This is a genomic window from Streptomyces sp. NPDC031132 (assembly GCF_055570595.1).
This window is the reverse complement of record NZ_JBVIGX010000015.1, coordinates 106,754-126,620: the sequence shown is the minus strand read 5'-3', so window position 1 is coordinate 126,620 and position 19,867 is coordinate 106,754. Positions and strand designations below refer to the sequence as shown.

Here is a 19,867-nt window from a genome sequence, read left to right as displayed (position 1 = left end):
CGACCCCGCGAACCGCGAGGCCCCCCCCGCACTCCGTGACCATCCCTTGAGAGAAGCTCTTCCCGTGAAGCGAACGAGCACCCGCCTGGCCGACGGCCGCGAGATCCTGTACTACGACGCCGACGACGGCGCGGCCCGCGCCGTACCCGACACCCGCCCCCTCGACGCGTCCGCCACCACCTCCGAGGTGCGCCGCGACCCGCTGCTCGGCGACGCCGTGGTCATCGCCTCCCACCGCCAGGGGCGCACCTATCACCCGCCCGCCGACGCCTGTCCGCTGTGCCCCTCCACCGAGGGACGCGCGAGCGAGATCCCTGCCCCCGACTACGACGTGGTCGTCTTCGAGAACCGCTTCCCCTCCCTCGCCGGCGACACCGGCCGCTGCGAGGTCATCTGCTTCACCCCCGACCACCTGACCTCCTTCGCCGAGCTCGACGAGGAGCGCGCCGCGCTGGTCCTGGCCGCCTGGACCGACCGCACCGCCGAACTCTCCGCCCACGCCGGGGTCCGGCAGGTCTACTGCTTCGAGAACCGCGGCACCGAGATCGGCGTGACCCTCGCGCACCCGCACGGCCAGATCTACGCCTTCCCCTTCATCACCCCGCGCACCACCCGCATGCTCGCCACCGTCGCAGCCCACCGTGCCCGCACCGGCGGCAACCTCTTCGAGGAGGTGCTCGCCGCCGAACGCGCCGAGGGCACCCGGGTCGTCCTCGAAGGGGAGCACTGGACCGCCTTCGTGCCCTACGCCGCGCGCTGGCCGTACGAGGTCCACCTCTATCCGCACCGCCGCACCGCCGACCTGACCACCCTGGACGACGCGGCCCGCGCCGAGTTCCCCCGCCTCTACCTGGAGCTGCTGCGCCGCTTCGACCGGCTGTTCGGGACGCCCGGGCCCACCCCGTACATCTCCGCCTGGCACCAGGCGCCGACCTCCGGCGAGGGCCGGGCCGACTTCGCGCTCCACCTGGAGCTCTTCACGGTCCGCCGCACCGCCGACAAGCTCAAGTACCTGGCGGGAACCGAATCCGGGATGGAGGCCTACATGAACGACGTCCGCCCCGAGGACGCGGCCGCGCGGCTGCGGGAGGTGGCGACCCGATGAGCGGTGGCGAGCCGACGGACCAGGCAGCGGACGGGTTCCGCCGGCTGTACGGGTCCCCGCCCGAGGGAGTCTGGGCGGCTCCGGGCCGGGTCAACCTGATCGGCGAACACACCGACTACAACGACGGCTTCGCCCTGCCCTTCGCGCTCCCGCAGCGCACGGAGGTCGCCGCCGCCCGGCGCGCCGACGGGATCCTCCGGCTCCACTCCGCCGACGTCCCCTCCGGCGTGGTCACCGTCCACCCCGCCGACCTCGACCCGGCCCGCCCGCCCACCGGCGCCGCAGGCTGGGCCGCGTACCCGGCCGGCGTCCTGTGGGCCCTGCTGGACGCCGGCCTTCCGGTCGGCGGCGCCGATCTGCACGTCCGCTCCGACGTGCCCACCGGGGCCGGGCTGTCCTCCTCCGCCGCCCTGGAGGTCGCCACCGTCCTGGCGCTCACCGACTTGTACGGGATCCCGCTCACCGGGACCGAGGTGGCCGCGCTCGCCCGCCGCGCCGAGAACGCCTACGTCGGCGTGCCCTGCGGGGTGATGGACCAGACGGCCTCGGCCTGCGCCACCGAGGGCCACGCCCTCCACCTCGACACCCGCACCCTCGAACAGCGGCACATCCCCTTCGACTGCGCGGCGGCGGGCCTGCGCCTCCTGGTCATCGACACCCGGGTCAAGCACGACCTGGCCGACGGGGCCTACGCCGAGCGCCTCGCCTCCTGCCACGGGGCGGCCGCCGAGCTCGGGCTGCCCGCCCTGCGCGACCTCCCGTACCAAGAACTGGACCAGGCCCTGGCCCGCCTCGCCGACCCGGTCCGGCGCCAACGGGTCCGGCACGTCGTCACCGAGAACGAACGGGTCGTACGCGTGGAGGAACTGCTGCGCGCCGGACGGCTGCGGGACGCGGGCCCGCTGCTGACCGAGGGCCATGCCTCGCTGCGGGACGACTACGAGGTGTCCTGCGCCGAGCTCGACCTGGCGGTCGCCACCGCCAACGCGGCGGGCGCGTACGGGGCCCGGATGACCGGCGGCGGCTTCGGCGGCTCGGCCCTGGCCCTGATCGACGCGGACGCCGAGCCGCTGGTGTCCGAGGCCGTGACGGAGGCCTTCGTCCGGGCGGGCCACAAGCCGCCCCGCATCACGGCGGCGGAGCCGTCCGCCGGGGCGGGCCGGACGGTCTGAGGAAGGAAGAAGGAGGAGGAAGGAAGAAGGAGAAGGAACGAGGAGGAACGAGGAAGGGCGGCCTCCGCAGAACCGGCCTGCCTAGACTGATCACTTGGTCGATCATGTGCCGGAACGAGTGCGGAGGAACGAAACGCATGCGCTACATCCCGCTGGGCAGTTCAGGTCTGCAGGTCTCCGCCGTAGGACTCGGCTGCAACAACTTCGGCGGGCGCCTCGACGCCCAGGCCACCCGCGCCGTCGTCGACGCCGCGCTCGACGCGGGGATCACCCTCCTCGACACGGCCGACATCTACGGCGGCCGCGGCGGCTCCGAGCGCCACCTCGGACAGGCCGTCAAGGGCCGCCGCGACCAGGTCGTCCTCGCCACCAAGTTCGGCTACGCGGGCATGGACATGGAGTACGGGCCCGCCGCCGGATCCCGCGGCGGCCGCGCGTACATCCGGCGGGCCGTCGAGGAGTCCCTGCGCCGCCTGGACACCGACCACATCGACCTCTACCAGCTGCACAGCCCCGACCCGGCCACCCCCGTCGCCGAAACCCTGGCCGCGCTCACCGAGCTGGTCGCCGAGGGCAAGATCCGCTACATCGGCCATTCCAACTTCAGTGGCTGGCAGCTCGCCGAAGCCGCCCACGTCGCCCGCGAAACGGGCGCGGCCCCCTTCGTGTCGGCGCAGAACGAATGGTCCTTGCTCCGGCGGAACGCAGAGGCGGAGCTGGTCCCGGCCGCCGTGCACTACGGCCTCGGCGTGCTCCCGTACTTCCCGCTCGCCAACGGCCTGCTGACCGGCAAGATCCGCCGCGGTGCCCCGGTCCCGGTCGGCTCCCGCCTGGAGGGACGCGACGCGTACCTCACCGAGGAGCGCCTCGACACGGTCGAGGCGCTGGCCGCCGTCGCCGACAAGTACGGCCGCAGCGTCCTCGAGCTCGCCATCGGCTGGCTCTCCGCCCAGCCGGGCTGCTCCTCCGTCATCGCGGGCGCCACCTCCCCCGAGCAGGTACGGGCCAACGCGGCCGTCGCCGACCGTCCGCTGGAGCCCGAACTGCTGGAGGAGATCGACGCGATCGCGGGGGCGTGAGCCGCGGCGCACCGCAGCGCTCCGGCGGGGCGGCTCAGGCGGGCGCACCCGTCAGGACCTCCACCTTGCCGGTGTCCAGCGAGTAGTACGCGCCGACGACGGCCAGGGCGCCCTTCTTCACGAGGGGCCCCAGGTCGGCGTTGGCCCGCAGATCGTCCGCGGTCACCTTGATCTGGTGGTGGGTCATGGTGTCGACGGGGTCGGCGCCGGGGTTCCTCGCCGTCAGTTCGTACGCCGGCACCATGGCCTTGGCGATGGCCTGCAGATTGCCGGGCAGCGGCGTGCCGCCCTTCAGCGCCTTGTACGCGGCCTCGACCGCGCCGCAGCGCTGGTGCCCGAGCACGACGACCAGCGGAGTGCCGCCCGTCATGGGCCCGTACTCGACGGAACCGGTCACGACCGGGCCGACCGCCTGCCCGCCCGTGCGCAGTACGTACAGGTCGCCGAGGCCGGTGTCGAAGATCAGCTCGGGCGCCACCCGGGAGTCGATGCACGAGAGGACCACCCCGAAGGGGTCCTGCGCCTCGGCGACCAGTTCGCGCCGCTCGGGATCGCGGTCGGGGTGATCGAGGTTTCCGCTCACCCAGCGCTTGTTGCCCTCCATCAGGCGCGCGAACGCGGCCTGCGGGGTGGCCGGCCGCGGCGGCGGGGCGGCGGTCGTCACCCGCGGCGCCGTCGGGGAGGAGCATCCCGAGAGCGCGACGACGGCCGCGAGGCCACCGGTCAGCAGGGCCCTGCGGGCCGGAAGTCCTGTCGTGTGCATCGGTGGTACCCCTCGGTGGCGCGCAGACGCGTCCGTACGTCATGACGACCGCGATTGTTCAGCGCGCCGGGGGCGACCGGACGGCAGGCACACGCGGGCACACACCCCGTTGCCACGGACGGCCCACGCGCCGGGCGGGGACCTGGCCGAAGCCGACGGTCCGCCCGGCGCGTGTGGCGGTCAGGACACGATGTCCTTGCGGGCGAACCCGCGGAACGCCAACGCGAACAGCACCAGCGCGTACGCCACCGACACCGCCGTCCCCTTGACCATCCCGCCCCACTCCAGCTGCGGCTGCAGCGCGTCCGCCCACGCGAACTGCCAGTGCGCGGGCAGGAACTCCCGCCACGATCCGAGCGCCGTCACCGCGTCCAGCACGTTGCCCACGATCGTCAGGCCGACCGCCCCGCCCACCGCGCCCAGCGGCGCGTCCGTCCGCGTCGACAGCCAGAACGCCAGCCCGGCCGTGACCAGCTGCGACACGAAGACGAACGCCACCACCAGGGCGAGGCGCGGCACGGTGTCCGCGGCCGGCAACGAGCCGCCCGTGGGCAGCTTCAGCGGTCCCCACCCGTACGCGGCCGTGCCCGCCGCCAGTGCCACCAGCGGCAGCAGCACCATCGCCGCCAGGCTGAAGCCCAGCGCCACCACCAGCTTGCTCCACAGCAGCCGGGCCCTCGGCACCGGCGAGGCCAGCAGGTAGCGCAACGAGGACCAGCTCGCCTCCGACGCCACCGTGTCCCCGCAGAACAGCGCCACCGGCACCACCAGCAGGAAGCCGGCCGACACGAACAGACAGGTGGCCGCGAAGTTCGCGCCCGAGGCCGTCGCCGTGTCGATGAGCGTGATCCGGCCGTCCGCGCCGCCGCGGCCGCCGTCCTGTCCGCCGCCCACCGCGAACGCGATGATCATGACGAACGGGAGCGCGGCCAGAACCCCGGCCATCACCAGCGTCCGCCGCCTGCGCCACTGGCGCAGCGCCTCCACGCGCAGCGGCAGCGTACGGCTCGCCCGGTAGCCGGGGGCCACCTCTGTCACGGTCCGCGTCACGGCGCTCATGCCGCACCTCCGATCAGGGTGAGGAACGCGTCCTCGAGCCGGCGGTGCGGCCCCACTGCGGACACCGGCACCTCCAGCCGTACCAGCTCGGCGATCAGCCCGGCGGCCGTCGCTCCTTCCAGCCGCACCAGCAGCCCGTCGTCGGCCGCCGCCACGGAACCGACACCTTCCAGCGCGGCCACCTTGCCCACGACCCCTTCGTCAACGGGCTCGGCCAGCGTCACCAGCAGCACGTCCCCGCCGCCCGTGATCTCCGCGACCTCGCCCGCCTGAACGAGCCGTCCGCGGTCCATGACCACCAGGTGGGTGCACGACTGCTCGACCTCCGACAGCAGGTGGCTGGAGACGATGACCGTCCGCCCGCCCGCCGCGTACCGGATCATCACGTCCCGCATCTCCCGGATCTGCGGCGGGTCCAGGCCGTTCGTCGGCTCGTCGAGGATCAGCAGGTCCGGCATCCCGAGCATGGCCTGCGCGATCGCGAGCCGCTGCCGCATGCCCTGCGAGTACGTGCGCACCGCACGCTCCAGCGCATCGCCGAGGCCGGCGATCTCCAAGGCCTCCGCCATGTGCGCGTCCCCGGCGGGACGGCCGGTGGCCTGCCAGTACAGCTCCAGGTTGGCGCGCCCCGACAGGTGCGGCAGGAAACCGGCCCCTTCCACGAACGCCCCGACCCGCGACAGCACCGGAGCCCCGGCCCGTACCGCGTGCCCGAACACCCGGATCTCCCCGGCGTCCGGCGAGATCAGCCCCATGAGCATCCGCAGCGTGGTGGTCTTGCCGGCGCCGTTGGGCCCGAGCAGGCCCAGGACCTGGCCCTTCTCCACCCGGAACGACAGGTCCCGCACCGCGTACCTGTCCTGTGCCTTCGCATATCGCTTCGTCAGACCCGTGATTTCAAGCGGTACGTCGGCCAGCGCGGGGTCGGGCTGCGGTACCCCGGCCCGCGCCCCCGCACCCTCCCGGCCGGTCCTCCGGATCCCCAGCAGCGCCGCGGCCAGCAGCGCGGCCCCCAGCGGCAGCCCCCAGGTCCAGGCGGGCAGCCCCGCCGAGGCCGTGCGCACCCCGTCGGCCGCCGGAACGGCCAGGGCGCCCTGCGCCGAGACCGTGTAGGTGGCCGGCGCGGCCGGGGACGCGTAGCCGAGGTCGGTGGCGGCGACGACGAGCCGCAGCCGGTGACCGGCCTCCACGGCGTGGTCGACGGCGGGGAGCCGCAGCTGCACCGTCGCCCCCTGCTGCGCGTTCTCCACGCGCACCGGGGCGACCAGCTGGCTCGGCAGCACCGCCTGGCGCCCGTCGGGCCCGACGTCGTACAGCTTGCCGAACAGGACGGCCGAACCGTCAGCAGCCGTCGACCTCACGTTCAGCGTCACGGTCGGCGTCCCGGTGATCCGTACCTCCCCGGTCAGCGGCTCCGACTCGAACCGGGCGTTCTGCCCGGGGAAGTCCAGCGAGAGCCCGGCTCCGAACGCGGCGAGCTGACCGCCGATCCCCGGCAGGGAGGACAGTGCGGGCGGAGCGCCGCCCGCCGGGTTGGCGAAGCTCTGCTCCCGGCCGCCCAGGGCGAACTCCCGGGGACCGGACGTCAGCCCCGGGTAGCGCTCGCCGCTCGCGCCGCGCAACTGGACCGCCCCGTCGGTGGAGTCGATGCCGCCGGAACGCGAGACGCGGAAGGCCGGCCCGGTGTCCGCACCCCGGTCGTCCTTCAGATAACGGTCGAACCAGGCTGCCACCCGGGCCTCGACCCGGCCGGACTCGCGCATGCCGCCGTCGTGCCCGCCGGCCGCCCAGTCCACGGAGACGGGCGCACCGTTCGCCGCGATCGCCTTCGCCATGGCATCGGCCTGGTCCAGCGGGAAGAGGGAGTCCTCCTGGCCCTGCACGATCAGGGTCGGCACCTTGATCCGGTCGCCGACCGCCGACGGGCTGCGCCGCTCCAGCAGGGCGCGGGCCTCGGCGTCGGGCTTCCCGGCCACCGCGACCCGCTCGTACATGGCGCACAGCTCCGGCTGGAACCGCCCGCAGGCGGTGGCCGTGTCCGCGGCGCCGGAAGCGGGGGCACCCGCCGCGCCGGGACTGCCCACCGACTGCGCCCCGGGCTGCATCCCGTCGGCCGAACCGGTGGTGAAGAACAGCCCCGCCCACAGCTTCTTGAACACGCCCTGCGGGAAGAGGGAGTCCGCGAGGTTCCAGTACGTGATCTGCGGGGCGATCGCGTCGATCCGCCGGTCGTATCCGGCGGCGAGCAGCGAGATCGCCCCGCCGTAGGAGACCCCGGCGACACCGACGCGCGGGTCGCCGTCCCCGTCGAGCCGCACCTCGGGCTGCTGCGCGAGCCAGTCGACGAGCCGCGACACGTCCTTGACCTCGTGCTCGGGGTCGTTGAGCCCGATCTGCCCGCCGGAGCGGCCGAAGCCGCGCGCCGACCAGGTCAGGACGGCGTACCCGTCCCGGGCCAGCTGCTCGGCCTGGGCGCGGACGTCGTCCTTGCTGCCGCCGAAACCGTGCCCGAGGAGCACGGCGGGCCGCTCGCCGCCGCCGCCCGCCGTGAAGTACGAGGTGTCGATCCCGGCGCCGGGCATCTCCACCGTCCGGTCCTGGCGGTGCACGGGGGGCGCCCCGCCGGACGCGGCGGCGGTCCACGTGCCGGCCCCCGCGACGACGGCGAGCGCGGCGGCGCCCGCGAGCAGGCGGCTTCGGCGGCGCCGGGGCGGCCGGAGCTTCGGCAATCGGAGCTTCATACGGGAACCCTAGACGCCGGGTGGCCCGGCCCTGAGCGCCCCCAGGCGGAACCGCCCACCTCCTCGAGGAGTACACGGGCGGCCCGGCATACCGCACCTGCGGTACCCGGACCCGACCTGCGCCGTACGCCGAGCGGCGGGAGGATGACGGCATGCTGCTCGCCGAGGTCGCGCGCGTGTCCCGGGAGGTCGCCGAGACCTCCGCCCGGTCCCGGAAGACCGCCCTGCTCGCGGAGCTCTTCGCCGCCGCGCCCCCCGAGGAGGCCGGCCTGGTCATCTCGTACCTCGCCGGGCGGCTCCCGCAGGGCCGGCCCGGGATCGGCTGGCGCGCGCTCGGCCGGGAGGTCGAACCCGCCGCCGAGCCGACCCTGACCGTCACCGCCGTCGACGCGGCGGTGACGGAGCTCGCCGCTGTGGCGGGCGCGGGCTCGCAGGCCGAGCGGCGCCGGATCCTCGACGCCCTGCTCGGCGCGGCCACCGGGCCCGAACAGCGGTTCCTGCGCAGCCTGCTCTCCGGCGAGGTCCGCCAGGGCGCCCTCGACGCGGTCGCGCTGGAAGGGGTCGCCGCGGCCGCCGGGGTGCCGGCCGCCGAACTGCGCCGGGCCGTGATGCTCGACGGCTCACTGCCCCGGGTGGCCGCGGCGGCGCTGGCCGGCGGCGCGGCGGCCCTGCGCGAGGTCGCCCTCCGCGTCGGGCAGCCCGTACAGCCGATGCTGGCGAACACCGCCAAGTCGGTGGCCGAGGCCCTGGCCGCGCTCGGGCCCTGCGCGGTGGAGGAGAAGCTCGACGGGATCCGGGTGCAGGTGCACCGCGACGGGGACGACGTGCGGGTGTACACGCGCTCCCTGGACGAGATCACCGGCCGGCTGCCGGAGGTGGCGCAGCTCGCGCGGGCGCTGCCGGGGGAGCGGTTCATCCTGGACGGCGAGGTGATCGGGCAGACGCCGGACGGGCGGCCGGTGCCCTTCCAGGAGGTCGCGAGCCGGGTGGGATCGCGGATCGACGTCGAGACCGCGCGGCGGACGCTGCCCGTCGTCCCGTACTTCTTCGACGTCCTGGCGGCGGGGGACGACGTGCTCCTCGACCTCCCGGTGCGCGAGCGGTACGCGGTCCTCGCCGCCCTCGTACCGGAGGTCTCACGGGTCCGCCGGCTCGTCGTCGAGGACCCGCAGGATCAGGAGGCCGCCGCCGAGGAGTTCTGGGCGGAGTCCCTGCGCCGCGGCCACGAGGGGGTCATGGTCAAGGGCCTCGAATCCACCTACGCGGCCGGGCGGCGCGGCAGACACTGGCTCAAGGTGAAACCGGTGCACACCCTCGACCTCGTGGTGCTCGCCGTCGAATGGGGGCACGGCCGGCGCACCGGACTGCTGTCGAACCTGCACCTCGGGGCCCGGGCCGCCGACGGGACGTACGCCATGCTCGGCAAGACCTTCAAGGGGCTCACCGACGAGATGCTGCGCTGGCAGACCGACCGGCTGCGCGAGCTGGCGGTGGACGACGACGGCTTCACCGTGCGGGTGCGGCCCGAGCTGGTCGTGGAGATCGCGTACGACGGCCTCCAGCGCTCCCCGCGCTACCCGGCCGGGGTCGCCCTGCGCTTCGCGCGGGTGCTGCGGCACCGCCCGGACAAGAGGGCGCAGGAGGCGGACACGGTGGAGACGGTGCTCGGCGGGGGTTGAGGGGGACGAGCCCGGGCCGCGTTTTGCCTCAGAGGCAAGGGAAATTGCCAGGCAGGCAGGATTCTGGCTCAATCGGGGCATGACATCCGGTCCTGCCGCCTCCGGCCCCGAAGGTCCCGAGCGTCCCGACGAACCGGTCGGCCCCGACGCCGGCGCCGTTACCGACGAGCTGCCCTCCGTGGCTCCGCAGCTGCGTGAGCTGCGGCGCCGCGCCGGGCTCACCCTGGAGGCCGCCGCCGCGCGGGCCCGGCTCTCGCCGGCGCACCTGTCCCGGCTGGAGACCGGGCGGCGCCAGCCCTCGCTGCCGCTGCTGCTCGGGCTCGCCCGCACCTACGGTACGACGGTCTCGGAGCTGCTCGGCGAGACCCCCGCCGTCGCCGATCCCATCGTACGGGCGGGCGGTCCGGGCGCCCGCGAGGCCGACGGGTGGACGTACTGGCAGGCAGGCGGCTCCGGCCGCGGGATGCAGGCGCTGCGCGTGCACGTCCCGCACGGCCGCAGCCAGGGCGAGCTGGTCCGCGTCCATCCCGGCGAGGAATGGCTGTACGTCCTCAAGGGGCGGCTGCGGCTGCACCTGGCGGACGCCGAGTACCTGCTGGAGCCGGGGGACAGCGCGCACTTCGACTCGCTGACCCCGCACCGGATCGGCGCAGCCACCGCGGCCGGGGCCGACCTGCTGTTCGTCCACACCCTGCTGCAGAGCAGCCTCGCCGGGCTGTGCCTCGGCGGCGGCGGTGCCTCGGGCGCCCCGCACCACAACTAGCCCAGGAGCCCCCACCATGAACATCCAGTCCAAGTTCCCGCGCGGTCTGGTGATTCGGCTGATCGCCTACTTGTTCGTCGGCCACCTCTTCGCCTTCTTCGTCTACCTCCTCTTCGTCCTGGGCGGCCAGAACCAGTAACCGAAGGCCGGGGTCCGCGACTCTGGAAACGTGCAGGTCCTGTCGCTACCCTCCGCGCATGATTTCCACGGTTGTCTGGGGTACCGGCAACGTCGGCCGTTTGGCCATCCGTGCCGTAGAGGCCCATCCGGCGCTGAAACTGGCCGCCGTCATCGTCCACCATCCCGACAAAATCGGCCGCGACGCGGGCCGGCTCGGCGAACTCGACCACGACACCGGGGTCCTGGCCACCGACGACATCGAGGCAGTCCTCGCCGCCGCGCCGCAGGCCGTCGTCTACGCGGCCTCCGGTGACACCCGCCCCGACGACGCCCTCGCCGACATCACCCGGGCCGTCCGGGCCGGCGCGGTCGTCGTCAGCCCCGCCCTCTACCCGCTCTACGACCACCGCAACGCCCCTCCCGAGTTCCGCGATCCGGTGGCGGCCGCCGTCGCGGAGGGCGGCGGCTCGCTCTTCGCCTCCGGCGTCGACCCCGGCTGGGGCAACGACGTGCTCCCGCTCCTGCTCAGCGGACTCGGCAGCACGATCGACGCCATCCGCTGCCAGGAGATATTCGACTACTCCACCTACGACCAGCCGGACTCCGTCCGCCACCTCGTCGGCATGGGCCAGCCCATGGACTTCGAGCCGATGATGCTGATGCCGTCCGTCCCGACCATGGTGTGGGGCGGCCAGATCCGCATGATGGCCCGGGCCCTGGACGTCGAACTCGACGAGATCCGCGAGACCGTGGACCGCCGCGCCCTCGACACCACCGTGACCACCCGCACCATGGGCGAGTTCGCGGCCGGCACCCAGGGCGCCATCCGCTTCGAGGTACAGGGCATCGTCGACGGCGAACCCCGCATCGTCATCGAGCACGTCACCCGCATCCACGCCTCCTGCGCCCCCGACTGGCCCACGCCGCCCGACGGCGGCGACGGCGTCCACCGCGTGATCATCGAGGGCCGCCCGCACATCGAGGTCACCGTCGAGGCCACCGACGAGGGCGAGAACCGCTCGGCGGGCGGCAACGCCACCGCCGTCGGCCGTCTGGTCGGCGCCATCGACTGGCTGGTGGAGGCCGAACCGGGCCTCTACGACGCCCTCGACGTCCCCCTGCGCCCCGCCATCGGCAAGCTCGGAAGGAAAAAGCCATGAGGATCGACATACCCGAGGGCCAGCACCCGATCGAGTACGTGTGGGGCGACATGGTCCCCGGGATCGGGATGGCCGCCGCGAACTTCTCCCTCTCCGTGTACGCCCACACCACCCTGGGACTGCGCGAGTTCGAGGCCGCCCGGTTGCGCGTCGCGCAGATCAACGGGTGCGTGTTCTGCCTCGACTGGCGGACCGAACGGGACGGGGAGAAGGTCGAGGAGGAGTTCTCCGACGCCGTCACCGAGTGGCGCACCACGGACCGGTTCGACGAACGGACCCGGCTGGCCGCGGAGTACGCGGAGCGGTACACGCTCGACCACCACAACCTCGACGAGGAGTTCTGGGAGCGGATGACCGCGCACTACAGCCAGCTCGAGATCGTCGAGCTGACGATGAGCATCGGGTCGTGGCTGGCCTTCGGCCGGCTCAACCACGTGCTCGGCCTCGACAATGTCTGCGTACTGCCGGGGCACTGACGCCGGTTGCGGGGCAACGGGTCCGGGGCCGGTCGGCACCTCCGACGGCCCCGGGTCTGTGGGCGGATCGCTACAGGTCGGTGGCGATGATCTTCTCGATGTTGCGCTCGGCGAGCGCCGTGATGGTGACGAACGGGTTGACGCTGGTGTTGCCGGGGATCAGCGCGCCGTCGATCACGTACAGGCCGGTGTAGCCGTGCAGCCGGCCGTAGTTGTCGGTGGCCTTGTCCAGGACCGCGCCGCCGAGCGGGTGGTAGGTGAGGTGGTCGCCCCAGATCTTGTTGGTGCCGAACAGGTCCGTCCGGTAGATCGTCCCCTCCTTGGAGTTGATCTTGTCGAAGATGCTCTTGGCCATGTCGATGGACGGCTGCTTCCACGCCGTCTGCCAGTTCAGCTCGACGTTGCCCGAGGCCGCGTTGTACGTGAACTCGGCGCGGTGCGGGTTCTTGGTGATCGACAGGTAGAACGAGGCGTACGTCTCGATCCCGGTCGGCAGCGGTGCCACCTCCGCGAACGCCCCGCCCGCGTCCCAGTTGTCGATGCCGCCGCAGGGGATGGACGCCTGGACCTTGCCGGTCGGGTCCCACAGGTGGTTGGCCCGCCCGCACATGACGTTGCCGTTGTCGCCCCAGCCCTTGCCGATCTCGCCGTTCAGGGCGGGCAGCGCTCCGGTGGCCCTGAGCCTGACGAGAAGCTTGCTGGTGCCGACGCTGCCGGCCGCGAAGAACACCTTGTCGGCGACCACGGTCTTGGTGGCGGTTGTGGCGCCAACGGTGTTGATCTGGTCGATGACGACGGTGTAGCCGCCGCCCGACGCCGGGGAGACGGAAGTGACCTTGTGCAGCGGGGAGATGGTGACCTTGCCGGTGGCTCTGGCCTGGGCGAGATAGGTCTTCTGCAGCGACTTCTTGCCGTAGTTGTTGCCGTACAGGATCTCCCCGGCGACCGCGGACTTGGGGGCGGTCCCGGCGGCTTCCTGCTTCATGTAGTCCCAGTCGTACACGTCCGGGACGAAGACGAACGGGAAGCCGGAGCGCTGGGCGTGCTTGCGGCCGACGCGGGCGAACTGGTAGCAGTCGACGGTGTCGAACCAGGCCTGGTCGACCAGTCCGACCCCGAGGCCGGCGTTGGCCCGCGGGTAGTAGGTGGTGTACATCTCGTCGGCGTTCACCGACGGGAGGATCGCGGCGAAGTTCGCGCGCTTCGGGGTGACCGCCATACCGCCGTTGACCAGGGAGCCGCCGCCGACGCCGCGGCCCTGGTAGACGATGATGCCGCCCATCTCCTCGGCGTCCAGGATCCCGGTGTAGCGGGGGATGTCCCTGTCGATCGGGAAGCCGAGGAAGTTGCTCAGGGGCTGCTTGGTCTTGGTCCGCAGCCAGTAGGAGCGCTGGTCCGGACTGGTCGTGTTGCAGAAGATCTTGCCGTCCGAACCCGGGGTGTCCCAGGCCATGCCCATCTCGATCATGTGGACGTCGACCCCGGCCTGGGCGAGTCGCAGGGCGGCGACGGACCCTCCGTAGCCGGTGCCGATCACCAGGGCCGGTACGTGCGCGCCGTTGTCGACGGAGCCGGCGGCCGCCGCCACTGAGGCGACGGTCCGCGCGTGGGCCGGGGTGATCTGACCGGCAAGGGCGGCTGCCCCGAGAATAGAACTTGTTCTTGCCATGAATCCACGACGCGAGATTCCCTTGGAGCCGGATTTGTGCAGGGCTTTGTCACTCATGTGACGTTCCTCACTCTCGGCGGAATGGGAACGAGTTCTACTGCCGGTCGCATGGGAAGTCACTACATACGTCTAGGTAACTTTCGGCCTGTCATGTCACAGAGGCGCCGGGCCGGGGACGCCGTACCCACCCCAGTACGAGCAGGGACGCGACCGCCGCGAAGGCGCACCAGGTGGAGGCGAATTCCAGCCGCCACAGCGCTGAGCAGGCCAATGCCCCGGCGCCGAGCACCGCGCCGAGGAGCCGCAGCCGCCGCTCGCCCGAGAGCAGCAGGGCGCCCAGGGTGGCGAACAGGTAGCCCGCGAGGACGAGCGGCATCCACGGAACATTCACGCCGTAGCCGAGGGTGTGCCCCCGGACCTCGGCGGTCACCGGCCGGGTCGCGAGGCAGTACGAGAGCACCGCGGCGGTGGCGAGACCGGCGACGGCCGGCCCCCACAGGAGCCGGCGGTCCGCCGGAGCGGCCGCGAGCAGCACCCCGAGCGGCACCCACACCGGCAGTACCGGCAGGGCGATCACCACCCAGGCCGTGGTGGCCGGGCCGCAGCCGCCGCCCGCGTGCCACACCGCGGCCTCCACCAGCTGGTGGACGCCCAGCAGCAAGGGCAGCGCGGCGACGGGCAGATCGCGGGCCCGCCGTACGCGCGCCACGCACACGATCCCGACGGCGGTGATCACCGTGCCCGCCGTCAGATCGGCCGTGGCGTTCCAGCACATGGCGGGCCGGTCACGGCTCTGCCGTCCTCGGCGGTTCGAGCGGCGGAGAGGTCGTCGCGCAGAACGTGTGGCACTGCGGGTGGCACGCCGCCCCCGGCGCGGGGGTGCGTACGGTCGCCCAGGCCACGCCGGCGCCGAGCACCAGGACCCCCGCGCACCACAGCATGGCCCGCCCGAAGGCGGCGTCGAACTCGGACGGAATCCGGTACGCGTCCGGGCCCATCCCCGCCAGCAGCGGCAGCGCCGCCACCGCCAGCAGCCCGGCCGCCCGCGCGGCCGCGTTGTTGATGCCGCTGGCGAGGCCCGCCCGGCCGGGGTCCACCGAGGACAGGACGGTCGCCGTCAGCGGTGCCACCAGGGTCACCATGCCCATGCCCATCACGAGCAGCGCCGGCAGCACGTCCTGTACGTACGAGGCCTCCGGCCCCACCCGCAGCATCAGCAGCATTCCGGCCGCGCACAGCAGCGGTCCCACCGTGAGCGGGATCCGTGGCCCGATGCGCTCCCCGAGCGCTCCCGACCGGGCCGACAGCAGCAGCATCAGCGCGGTCGTCGGGAGCAGCGCGGCGCCGGCGGCCAGCGCCGAGTAGCCGGACACGACCTGGAGCTGGAGCACGACGAGGAAGAAGAACCCGGCGAAGGCGGCGTACACGCACAGGGTGACCAGGTTGACGGCGGTGAACAGCCGGGAGGCGAAGATGTCGAACGGCACCATCGGATCGGCCCGGTGCCGCTCGACGTACACGAACGCTGCGGACAGCAGCACGCCGCCGACCCCCGAGGCGATGACCAGCGGGGAGCCCGACCGGGCCTCGATCAGCGCGTACGTCAGCAGGGCCAGGGCCGCGGCGCCGAGGACGGCGCCGAGCACGTCGAACCGCCCGTGCGCCTGCGGGTCCCGGGATTCCGGTACGTGCCGCAGGGCGACGGGCACGCACAGCGCGGCCACCGGCACGTTCAGCAGGAACACCCAGCGCCAGCCGGGCCCGTCCACCAGCCAGCCGCCGAGGAACGGCCCCACGGCTGCGCCCACCCCGCCGAAACCCGACCACAGCCCGACGGCGCGGGCCCGGTCCTCGGCGGCGATCGAGCCCTGGATCAGCGCGAGCGAACCGGGGGTCAGCAGTGCGCCGCCGATGCCCTGGAGGGCCCGCGCGGCGATCAGGACCCCGGCGTTCGGCGCGATCCCGCACAGCAGCGAGCCGACCGCGAACCACACCACGCCGAGGACGAAGATCCGACGCCGCCCGAACCGGTCGCCGAGCGCCCCGCCGACCAGGATCAGCCCGGCCAGGGTGACCAGGTAGGCGTTGACGGTCCACTGGAGCACGGCCAGATCGGCGCCGAGGTCCTCGCCGATCCGGGGGAGGGCGACGTTGACGACGGTCGAATCGAGCAGGGCCATGGTCGACCCCAGCACCGTGGCCAGCACGATCCACCGGCCCCGGGCGGACGCGAGCGCGACACCGGGTCCGGCCGGAAGGTCCTCTGCCGCTCCCGGCGCTGGATCGGTCATGCCTTCAGGCTGGCCCGCCCGGCCCGGAAGGGCCACCCAGGCGCGCAGCATACGGCTCATTAGGCCCTCTTGTAATGTGCATGACCCCTCCTTCACCATGACCGCGCACGTCGCGCACGCCCTTCCCGCACAACCTGCACACGGCGTCCGAGGAGGACCACACGTGGCCCAACGCAACAGACGACGATCCTTACGCACGGCGCTGGCCGCTCTCACCGCAGCCCTGCTGTTACCCGTCGGCGCGGGCGTGGCAGCGGCCGCGCCCGAACCCGGGCCCACCCCCGGAGCTGCCGAGCGCAAGATCGAGTCGAAGCTCCGCGCCCAGCTCGACGACTCCGGCAAGGCCGCCTTCTGGGTTTACCTGGACAGCGCCGCCGACCTCTCGGCGGCGGGCGGACAGCAGACCCGGGCGGCCAAAGCAGAAACGGTTCTGCACGCCAAGCAGCAACACGCCGCGCGCAGCCAGGCCGAGGTGATCAAGGCCCTGGACGGCGCCAAGGCCGAGTACACCTCGTACTGGATCGTGAACGCCGTCCGCGTCGTCGGCAGCCAGAAACTCGCCGGAACCCTCGCGCAGCGCCCCGAGGTCTCCCGGATCGACGCCGACGACAAGGTCACCCTCCCCAAGCCCGCCGAGGGCAAGCGGGAGAAGGCCGGCGCCGACGCCGTCGAGTGGAACATCGACAGCATCAAGGCCCCGCAGGTCTGGGACCAGCTCGGGGTGCGCGGCGAGGGCATCGTCGTCGCCAACATCGACAGCGGCGTCGACTACACGCACCCGGCCGTGAACGGCCAGTACCGCGGCAAGAGCGCCGACGGCTCGTACGACCACAACTACAACTGGTTCGACCCGGCCGGCGTCTGCCCCACCGCGGCCCCCTGCGACAACAACGACCACGGCACCCACACCATGGGCACGATGGTCGGCGACGACGGCGGCGCCAACAAGATCGGCGTGGCCCCCGGCGCCAAATGGATCGCCGCGAAGGGCTGCGAGACCAACTCCTGCTCCGAGGCCTCCCTCCTCGCCGCCGGCCAGTGGATCGTCGCCCCGACCGACCTGAACGGCCAGAATCCGCGCCCCGACCTCGCCCCGCACATCGTCAACAACTCCTGGGGCAGCGCGACGCACGACGACTGGTACCAGCAGATCGTCGACGCCTGGCGCGCCGCCGGCATCTTCCCCGCCTTCTCCAACGGGAACTCCGGCCCCGGCTGCGCCACCAGCGGATCGCCCGGCGACTACGCGAGCTCCTACAGCTCCGGCGCCTTCGACATCAACGGCGTGATCGCCCCGTTCTCCTCGCGCGGCGCGGGACCCGGCGGCATCATCAAGCCGGACATCGCGGCCCCCGGCGTGAACGTCCGCTCCTCCGTCCCCGGCGGCGGGTACGAGGCCTTCTCCGGCACCTCCATGGCCTCACCGCACACCGCGGCCACCGTGGCCCTGCTCTGGTCCGCCGCACCCGCCCTCGAAGGCGACGTCGCGCAGACCGAGCAGCTGCTGAACGGCACCGCCCAGGACACGGACAACGGCCAGTGCGGCGGCAACGCCGCCGACAACAACGTCTTCGGCGAGGGCAAGCTCGACGCGCTCGCCGCGGTCTCGGGCGCCCCGCGCGGCGCCATCGGAGCCGTCTCCGGCACCGTCCGCTCCGGCGGCGAGCCGGTCGCGGGCGTCAAGGTCACCGCGACCGGACCGATCGGCCGTACGACGACCACCGCGGCCGACGGCACCTACACCTTCCGCTCCCTGTCGGTCGGCGCCTACACGCTGACGGCCGCCAAGTTCGGCTACGGCCAGGAGACCGCCACGGCGACGGTGACCGAGAACGCCACCGCCACCGGCGACTTCACCCTCACCCAGGCCCCCTCCGGCAAGCTCACCGGTACCGTCACCTCGGCCGCCGGACCCGCCGCGGGCGCCACCGTCACCGTCACGGACACCCCGGTGACCGCGACCGCCGACGCGCAGGGCCGCTTCGAGGTCACCCTGCCGCACGGCACGTACGAGGTACGGGCGACGCACGCCTCCCGGTGCGTCACCGGAGGCAGCGCCCAGGCCACCGTCGCCGGCGACACCACGGTGGCGGTCACCCTGCCCGAGCGCACCGACGGCTACGGCTACGCCTGCTCCACCGCGGGCAGCCGCCCGTACGCGGCGGGGGACCGGCAGCTCGCGCTGACCGGCGACAACACCACCGAGCGCGTCGACCTCCCCTTCCCCGTCCCGCTGTACGGCAAGACGTACGGCCAGGCCTGGATCGGGACGAACGGCACGGTCAGCTTCGGCGGCAACAACACCGGTGACATCAACGGGGACATCCCGAGCACGGCCACGCCCAACGCGGCGCTGTACCCGTTCTGGGACGACCTGGTCGTCGGCGCGGCCGGCAGCGGCTCGGGCGTCTTCACCGCCGTCACCGGAACCGGCCCGCACCGGACGTACGTGATCGAGTGGCGCGAGGTGTCCCACTGGTCGGCGCAGACCGACAAGTTCTCCTTCTCGGCGGCGATCGGCGAGGACGGCACCGTCGCGTACACGTACAAGGGGACGGGCGGCACCGGCATCAAGGGCGGCTCCACGGCCACGGTCGGCGTGGAGAACGCAGCGGGTACGGACGCCTTCAAGTACTCCTTCAACCAGGCGGCCGTCACCGACGGGCTCGCCATCGCCTTCAGGACCACCAAGAGCGGCGTGGTCGCCGGCCGGGTGCTCGACGCGAACGACGGCAACGGCGTCGCGGGAGCCACGGTGACCGTCGGCACCGGCGACACGGCGGTGTCGGCGACCACGGCGGCGGACGGCGGATACGTCGTCCAGAGCCCGTCCGGCGCCCGGGCGGTGTCCCTCACCGCCCCCGCGTACGAATCCGCGGCGGCGACCGTGGACGTCAAGGCGGCCGACGTCACGACGGTGACGCAGTCGCTGCGCACGGGCCGGGTCACCGCCGCCAAGCCCGCGGTGGAGGTCGTCCTCCCCGCGGACCAGAAGCGGACCCGCACCCTCGACCTCACCAACCCGGGCCTCGGCACGGACTTCACGGTGACCGAGGACGCGGCCTGGCTGACGGCCACCCCGGGGACGGGGAACCTGCCGACCGGGGGCAAGGCCGCGGTCACCCTGGCCGTGGACACCCAGGGCCTGGCCGCCGGGACGGTGCTGACGGCGGACCTGAAGATCACCTCGGCCAGTGGGCGGGCGCCGGTGCTCACGGTGCCGGTCAAGGTCGTGGTGCCGCGCTACCAGGTCGCCCTGGACGCGGGATCCGACTACACGGCCACGGACACCCTGGGGGACAGCTGGTCCCCGGACCGCAAGTACACGGCCGGCTCGTACGGCTACCAGGGCAACTCCTCGGTGCACGCCACCGGCCGCACGATCGCCGGCACGGCCGAGCAGCGGCTGTTCCGCAACGCTCGTGAGGGCATGTACGAATACCGCTTCGACAACGTCCCGAACGGCACGTACACCGTGGAGCTCGGCTTCGCGGAGCTGTCCTCGACGAAGCCGAACAAGCGCGTCTTCGACGTCCTGGCCGAGGGCACGCAGGTCCTGCCGTCGCTGGACATCTCGCTGGAGGCGGGCACGTACACGGCCCTGACCCGGACGTACACCGTCACGGTCACGGACGGGGTGCTCAACGTCCGCTTCGTCGCGCACGGGGGCTACGGCAAGCCGTTGCTGAACTCCCTGCGGGTGACGGACCGCCCCGACAAGAGCCAGCCCTAGCGGGCAGGGCCCGGCCCCGGCGGGCCGGCGGGCAACAGGGGGGGCGGGGCGCCGTGG

At 73.1% G+C, this 19,867-nt stretch carries 15 protein-coding genes; 9 read left to right on the top strand and 6 right to left on the bottom strand.

The annotated features are described in order from the left end of the window. The first annotated feature begins 64 nt into the window (after positions 1–64). From galT to ACZ49B_RS23220, 3 genes are all read left to right on the top strand, one after another. Positions 65–1,105 carry a galactose-1-phosphate uridylyltransferase gene (gene galT, locus ACZ49B_RS23230; protein ID WP_468308957.1) on the top strand — a complete coding sequence of 347 codons (1,041 nt, stop codon included), beginning with the start codon at positions 65–67 and terminating at the stop codon, positions 1,103–1,105. Continuing rightward, positions 1,102–2,277 carry a galactokinase gene (gene galK, locus ACZ49B_RS23225; protein WP_468308955.1) on the top strand — a complete coding sequence of 392 codons (1,176 nt, stop codon included), beginning with the start codon at positions 1,102–1,104 and terminating at the stop codon, positions 2,275–2,277. Before galT ends, galK begins: the two co-directional genes overlap by 4 nt. 137 nt (positions 2,278–2,414) lie before the next feature. Then, entirely contained in the window at positions 2,415–3,356 is a 942-nt protein-coding gene (locus ACZ49B_RS23220) for an aldo/keto reductase (protein ID WP_468308953.1), read from the top strand. A gap of 34 nt (positions 3,357–3,390) precedes the next feature. On the opposite strand, the gene ACZ49B_RS23215 is transcribed toward ACZ49B_RS23220, so the two are convergent. The 3 genes from ACZ49B_RS23215 to ACZ49B_RS23205 all read right to left on the bottom strand — a co-directional run bounded on the left by ACZ49B_RS23215 (position 3,391) and on the right by ACZ49B_RS23205 (position 7,919). Further along, entirely contained in the window at positions 3,391–4,119 is a 729-nt protein-coding gene (locus ACZ49B_RS23215; protein WP_468308950.1) for a carbonic anhydrase, read from the bottom strand. Between the two features lie 180 nt (positions 4,120–4,299). Further along, positions 4,300–5,178: an ABC transporter permease gene (locus tag ACZ49B_RS23210; RefSeq protein WP_468308948.1), complete on the bottom strand. Its 879-nt coding sequence runs from the start codon at positions 5,176–5,178 to the stop codon at positions 4,300–4,302. Then, positions 5,175–7,919 (bottom strand): alpha/beta fold hydrolase, encoded by a 2,745-nt coding sequence (locus ACZ49B_RS23205; RefSeq protein WP_468308945.1) that lies wholly within the window; start codon positions 7,917–7,919, stop codon positions 5,175–5,177. The genes ACZ49B_RS23210 and ACZ49B_RS23205 overlap by 4 nt, the downstream gene beginning before the upstream one ends. Before the next feature lie 152 nt (positions 7,920–8,071). Between ACZ49B_RS23205 and ACZ49B_RS23200 the strand changes: the two genes are divergently transcribed. From ACZ49B_RS23200 to ACZ49B_RS23180, 5 genes are all read left to right on the top strand, one after another. Then, positions 8,072–9,598 carry an ATP-dependent DNA ligase gene (locus ACZ49B_RS23200; RefSeq protein ID WP_468308942.1) on the top strand — a complete coding sequence of 509 codons (1,527 nt, stop codon included), beginning with the start codon at positions 8,072–8,074 and terminating at the stop codon, positions 9,596–9,598. Between the two features lie 79 nt (positions 9,599–9,677). Further along, positions 9,678–10,361, top strand: a complete 684-nt coding sequence (locus ACZ49B_RS23195; protein ID WP_468308939.1) for a helix-turn-helix domain-containing protein — start codon at positions 9,678–9,680, stop codon at positions 10,359–10,361. A gap of 16 nt (positions 10,362–10,377) precedes the next feature. Beyond that, on the top strand, positions 10,378–10,500 hold the full coding sequence (locus ACZ49B_RS23190) for a DUF6126 family protein (protein ID WP_037635127.1): 123 nt from the start codon (positions 10,378–10,380) through the stop codon (positions 10,498–10,500). Positions 10,501–10,558: 58 nt separating this feature from the next. After that, complete coding sequence (locus tag ACZ49B_RS23185) at positions 10,559–11,641, top strand: NAD(P)H-dependent amine dehydrogenase family protein (RefSeq protein WP_468308936.1); 1,083 nt, start codon at positions 10,559–10,561, stop codon at positions 11,639–11,641. Next, the gene (locus ACZ49B_RS23180) at positions 11,638–12,117 is read left to right on the top strand and encodes a carboxymuconolactone decarboxylase family protein (RefSeq protein WP_468308933.1); all 480 of its coding nucleotides are present in this window, start codon (positions 11,638–11,640) and stop codon (positions 12,115–12,117) included. The genes ACZ49B_RS23185 and ACZ49B_RS23180 overlap by 4 nt, the downstream gene beginning before the upstream one ends. 70 nt (positions 12,118–12,187) lie before the next feature. Here ACZ49B_RS23180 and ACZ49B_RS23175 read toward each other — a convergent pair whose 3' ends face one another. The 3 genes from ACZ49B_RS23175 to ACZ49B_RS23165 all read right to left on the bottom strand — a co-directional run bounded on the left by ACZ49B_RS23175 (position 12,188) and on the right by ACZ49B_RS23165 (position 16,077). Continuing rightward, the gene (locus ACZ49B_RS23175; RefSeq protein WP_468308931.1) at positions 12,188–13,843 is read right to left on the bottom strand and encodes a GMC oxidoreductase; all 1,656 of its coding nucleotides are present in this window, start codon (positions 13,841–13,843) and stop codon (positions 12,188–12,190) included. A gap of 91 nt (positions 13,844–13,934) precedes the next feature. Beyond that, on the bottom strand, positions 13,935–14,561 hold the full coding sequence (locus ACZ49B_RS23170) for a DUF6629 family protein (RefSeq protein ID WP_468308929.1): 627 nt from the start codon (positions 14,559–14,561) through the stop codon (positions 13,935–13,937). A gap of 10 nt (positions 14,562–14,571) precedes the next feature. Beyond that, entirely contained in the window at positions 14,572–16,077 is a 1,506-nt protein-coding gene (locus tag ACZ49B_RS23165; RefSeq protein WP_468308926.1) for an MFS transporter, read from the bottom strand. 163 nt (positions 16,078–16,240) lie between these two features. Here ACZ49B_RS23165 and ACZ49B_RS23160 point away from each other — a divergent pair, with 163 nt between their 5' ends. Then, the gene (locus tag ACZ49B_RS23160) at positions 16,241–19,810 is read left to right on the top strand and encodes a S8 family serine peptidase (protein ID WP_468308923.1); all 3,570 of its coding nucleotides are present in this window, start codon (positions 16,241–16,243) and stop codon (positions 19,808–19,810) included. The last annotated feature ends 57 nt before the right edge of the window (positions 19,811–19,867 follow it).

Bases quoted from the DNA above. Each gene is read 5' to 3' on its own strand.
- galK (WP_468308955.1), top strand. From the start codon at position 1,102: ATGAGCGGTGGCGAGCCGACGGACCAGGCAGCGGACGGGTTCCGCCGG.
- ACZ49B_RS23220 (WP_468308953.1), top strand. From the start codon at position 2,415: ATGCGCTACATCCCGCTGGGCAGTTCAGGTCTGCAGGTCTCCGCCGTA.
- ACZ49B_RS23215 (WP_468308950.1), bottom strand. From the start codon at position 4,119: ATGCACACGACAGGACTTCCGGCCCGCAGGGCCCTGCTGACCGGTGGC.
- ACZ49B_RS23210 (WP_468308948.1), bottom strand. From the start codon at position 5,178: ATGAGCGCCGTGACGCGGACCGTGACAGAGGTGGCCCCCGGCTACCGG.
- ACZ49B_RS23205 (WP_468308945.1), bottom strand. From the start codon at position 7,919: ATGAAGCTCCGATTGCCGAAGCTCCGGCCGCCCCGGCGCCGCCGAAGC.
- ACZ49B_RS23200 (WP_468308942.1), top strand. From the start codon at position 8,072: ATGCTGCTCGCCGAGGTCGCGCGCGTGTCCCGGGAGGTCGCCGAGACC.
- ACZ49B_RS23195 (WP_468308939.1), top strand. From the start codon at position 9,678: ATGACATCCGGTCCTGCCGCCTCCGGCCCCGAAGGTCCCGAGCGTCCC.
- ACZ49B_RS23190 (WP_037635127.1), top strand. From the start codon at position 10,378: ATGAACATCCAGTCCAAGTTCCCGCGCGGTCTGGTGATTCGGCTGATC.
- ACZ49B_RS23185 (WP_468308936.1), top strand. From the start codon at position 10,559: ATGATTTCCACGGTTGTCTGGGGTACCGGCAACGTCGGCCGTTTGGCC.
- ACZ49B_RS23180 (WP_468308933.1), top strand. From the start codon at position 11,638: ATGAGGATCGACATACCCGAGGGCCAGCACCCGATCGAGTACGTGTGG.
- ACZ49B_RS23175 (WP_468308931.1), bottom strand. From the start codon at position 13,843: ATGAGTGACAAAGCCCTGCACAAATCCGGCTCCAAGGGAATCTCGCGT.
- ACZ49B_RS23170 (WP_468308929.1), bottom strand. From the start codon at position 14,561: ATGTGCTGGAACGCCACGGCCGATCTGACGGCGGGCACGGTGATCACC.
- ACZ49B_RS23165 (WP_468308926.1), bottom strand. From the start codon at position 16,077: ATGACCGATCCAGCGCCGGGAGCGGCAGAGGACCTTCCGGCCGGACCC.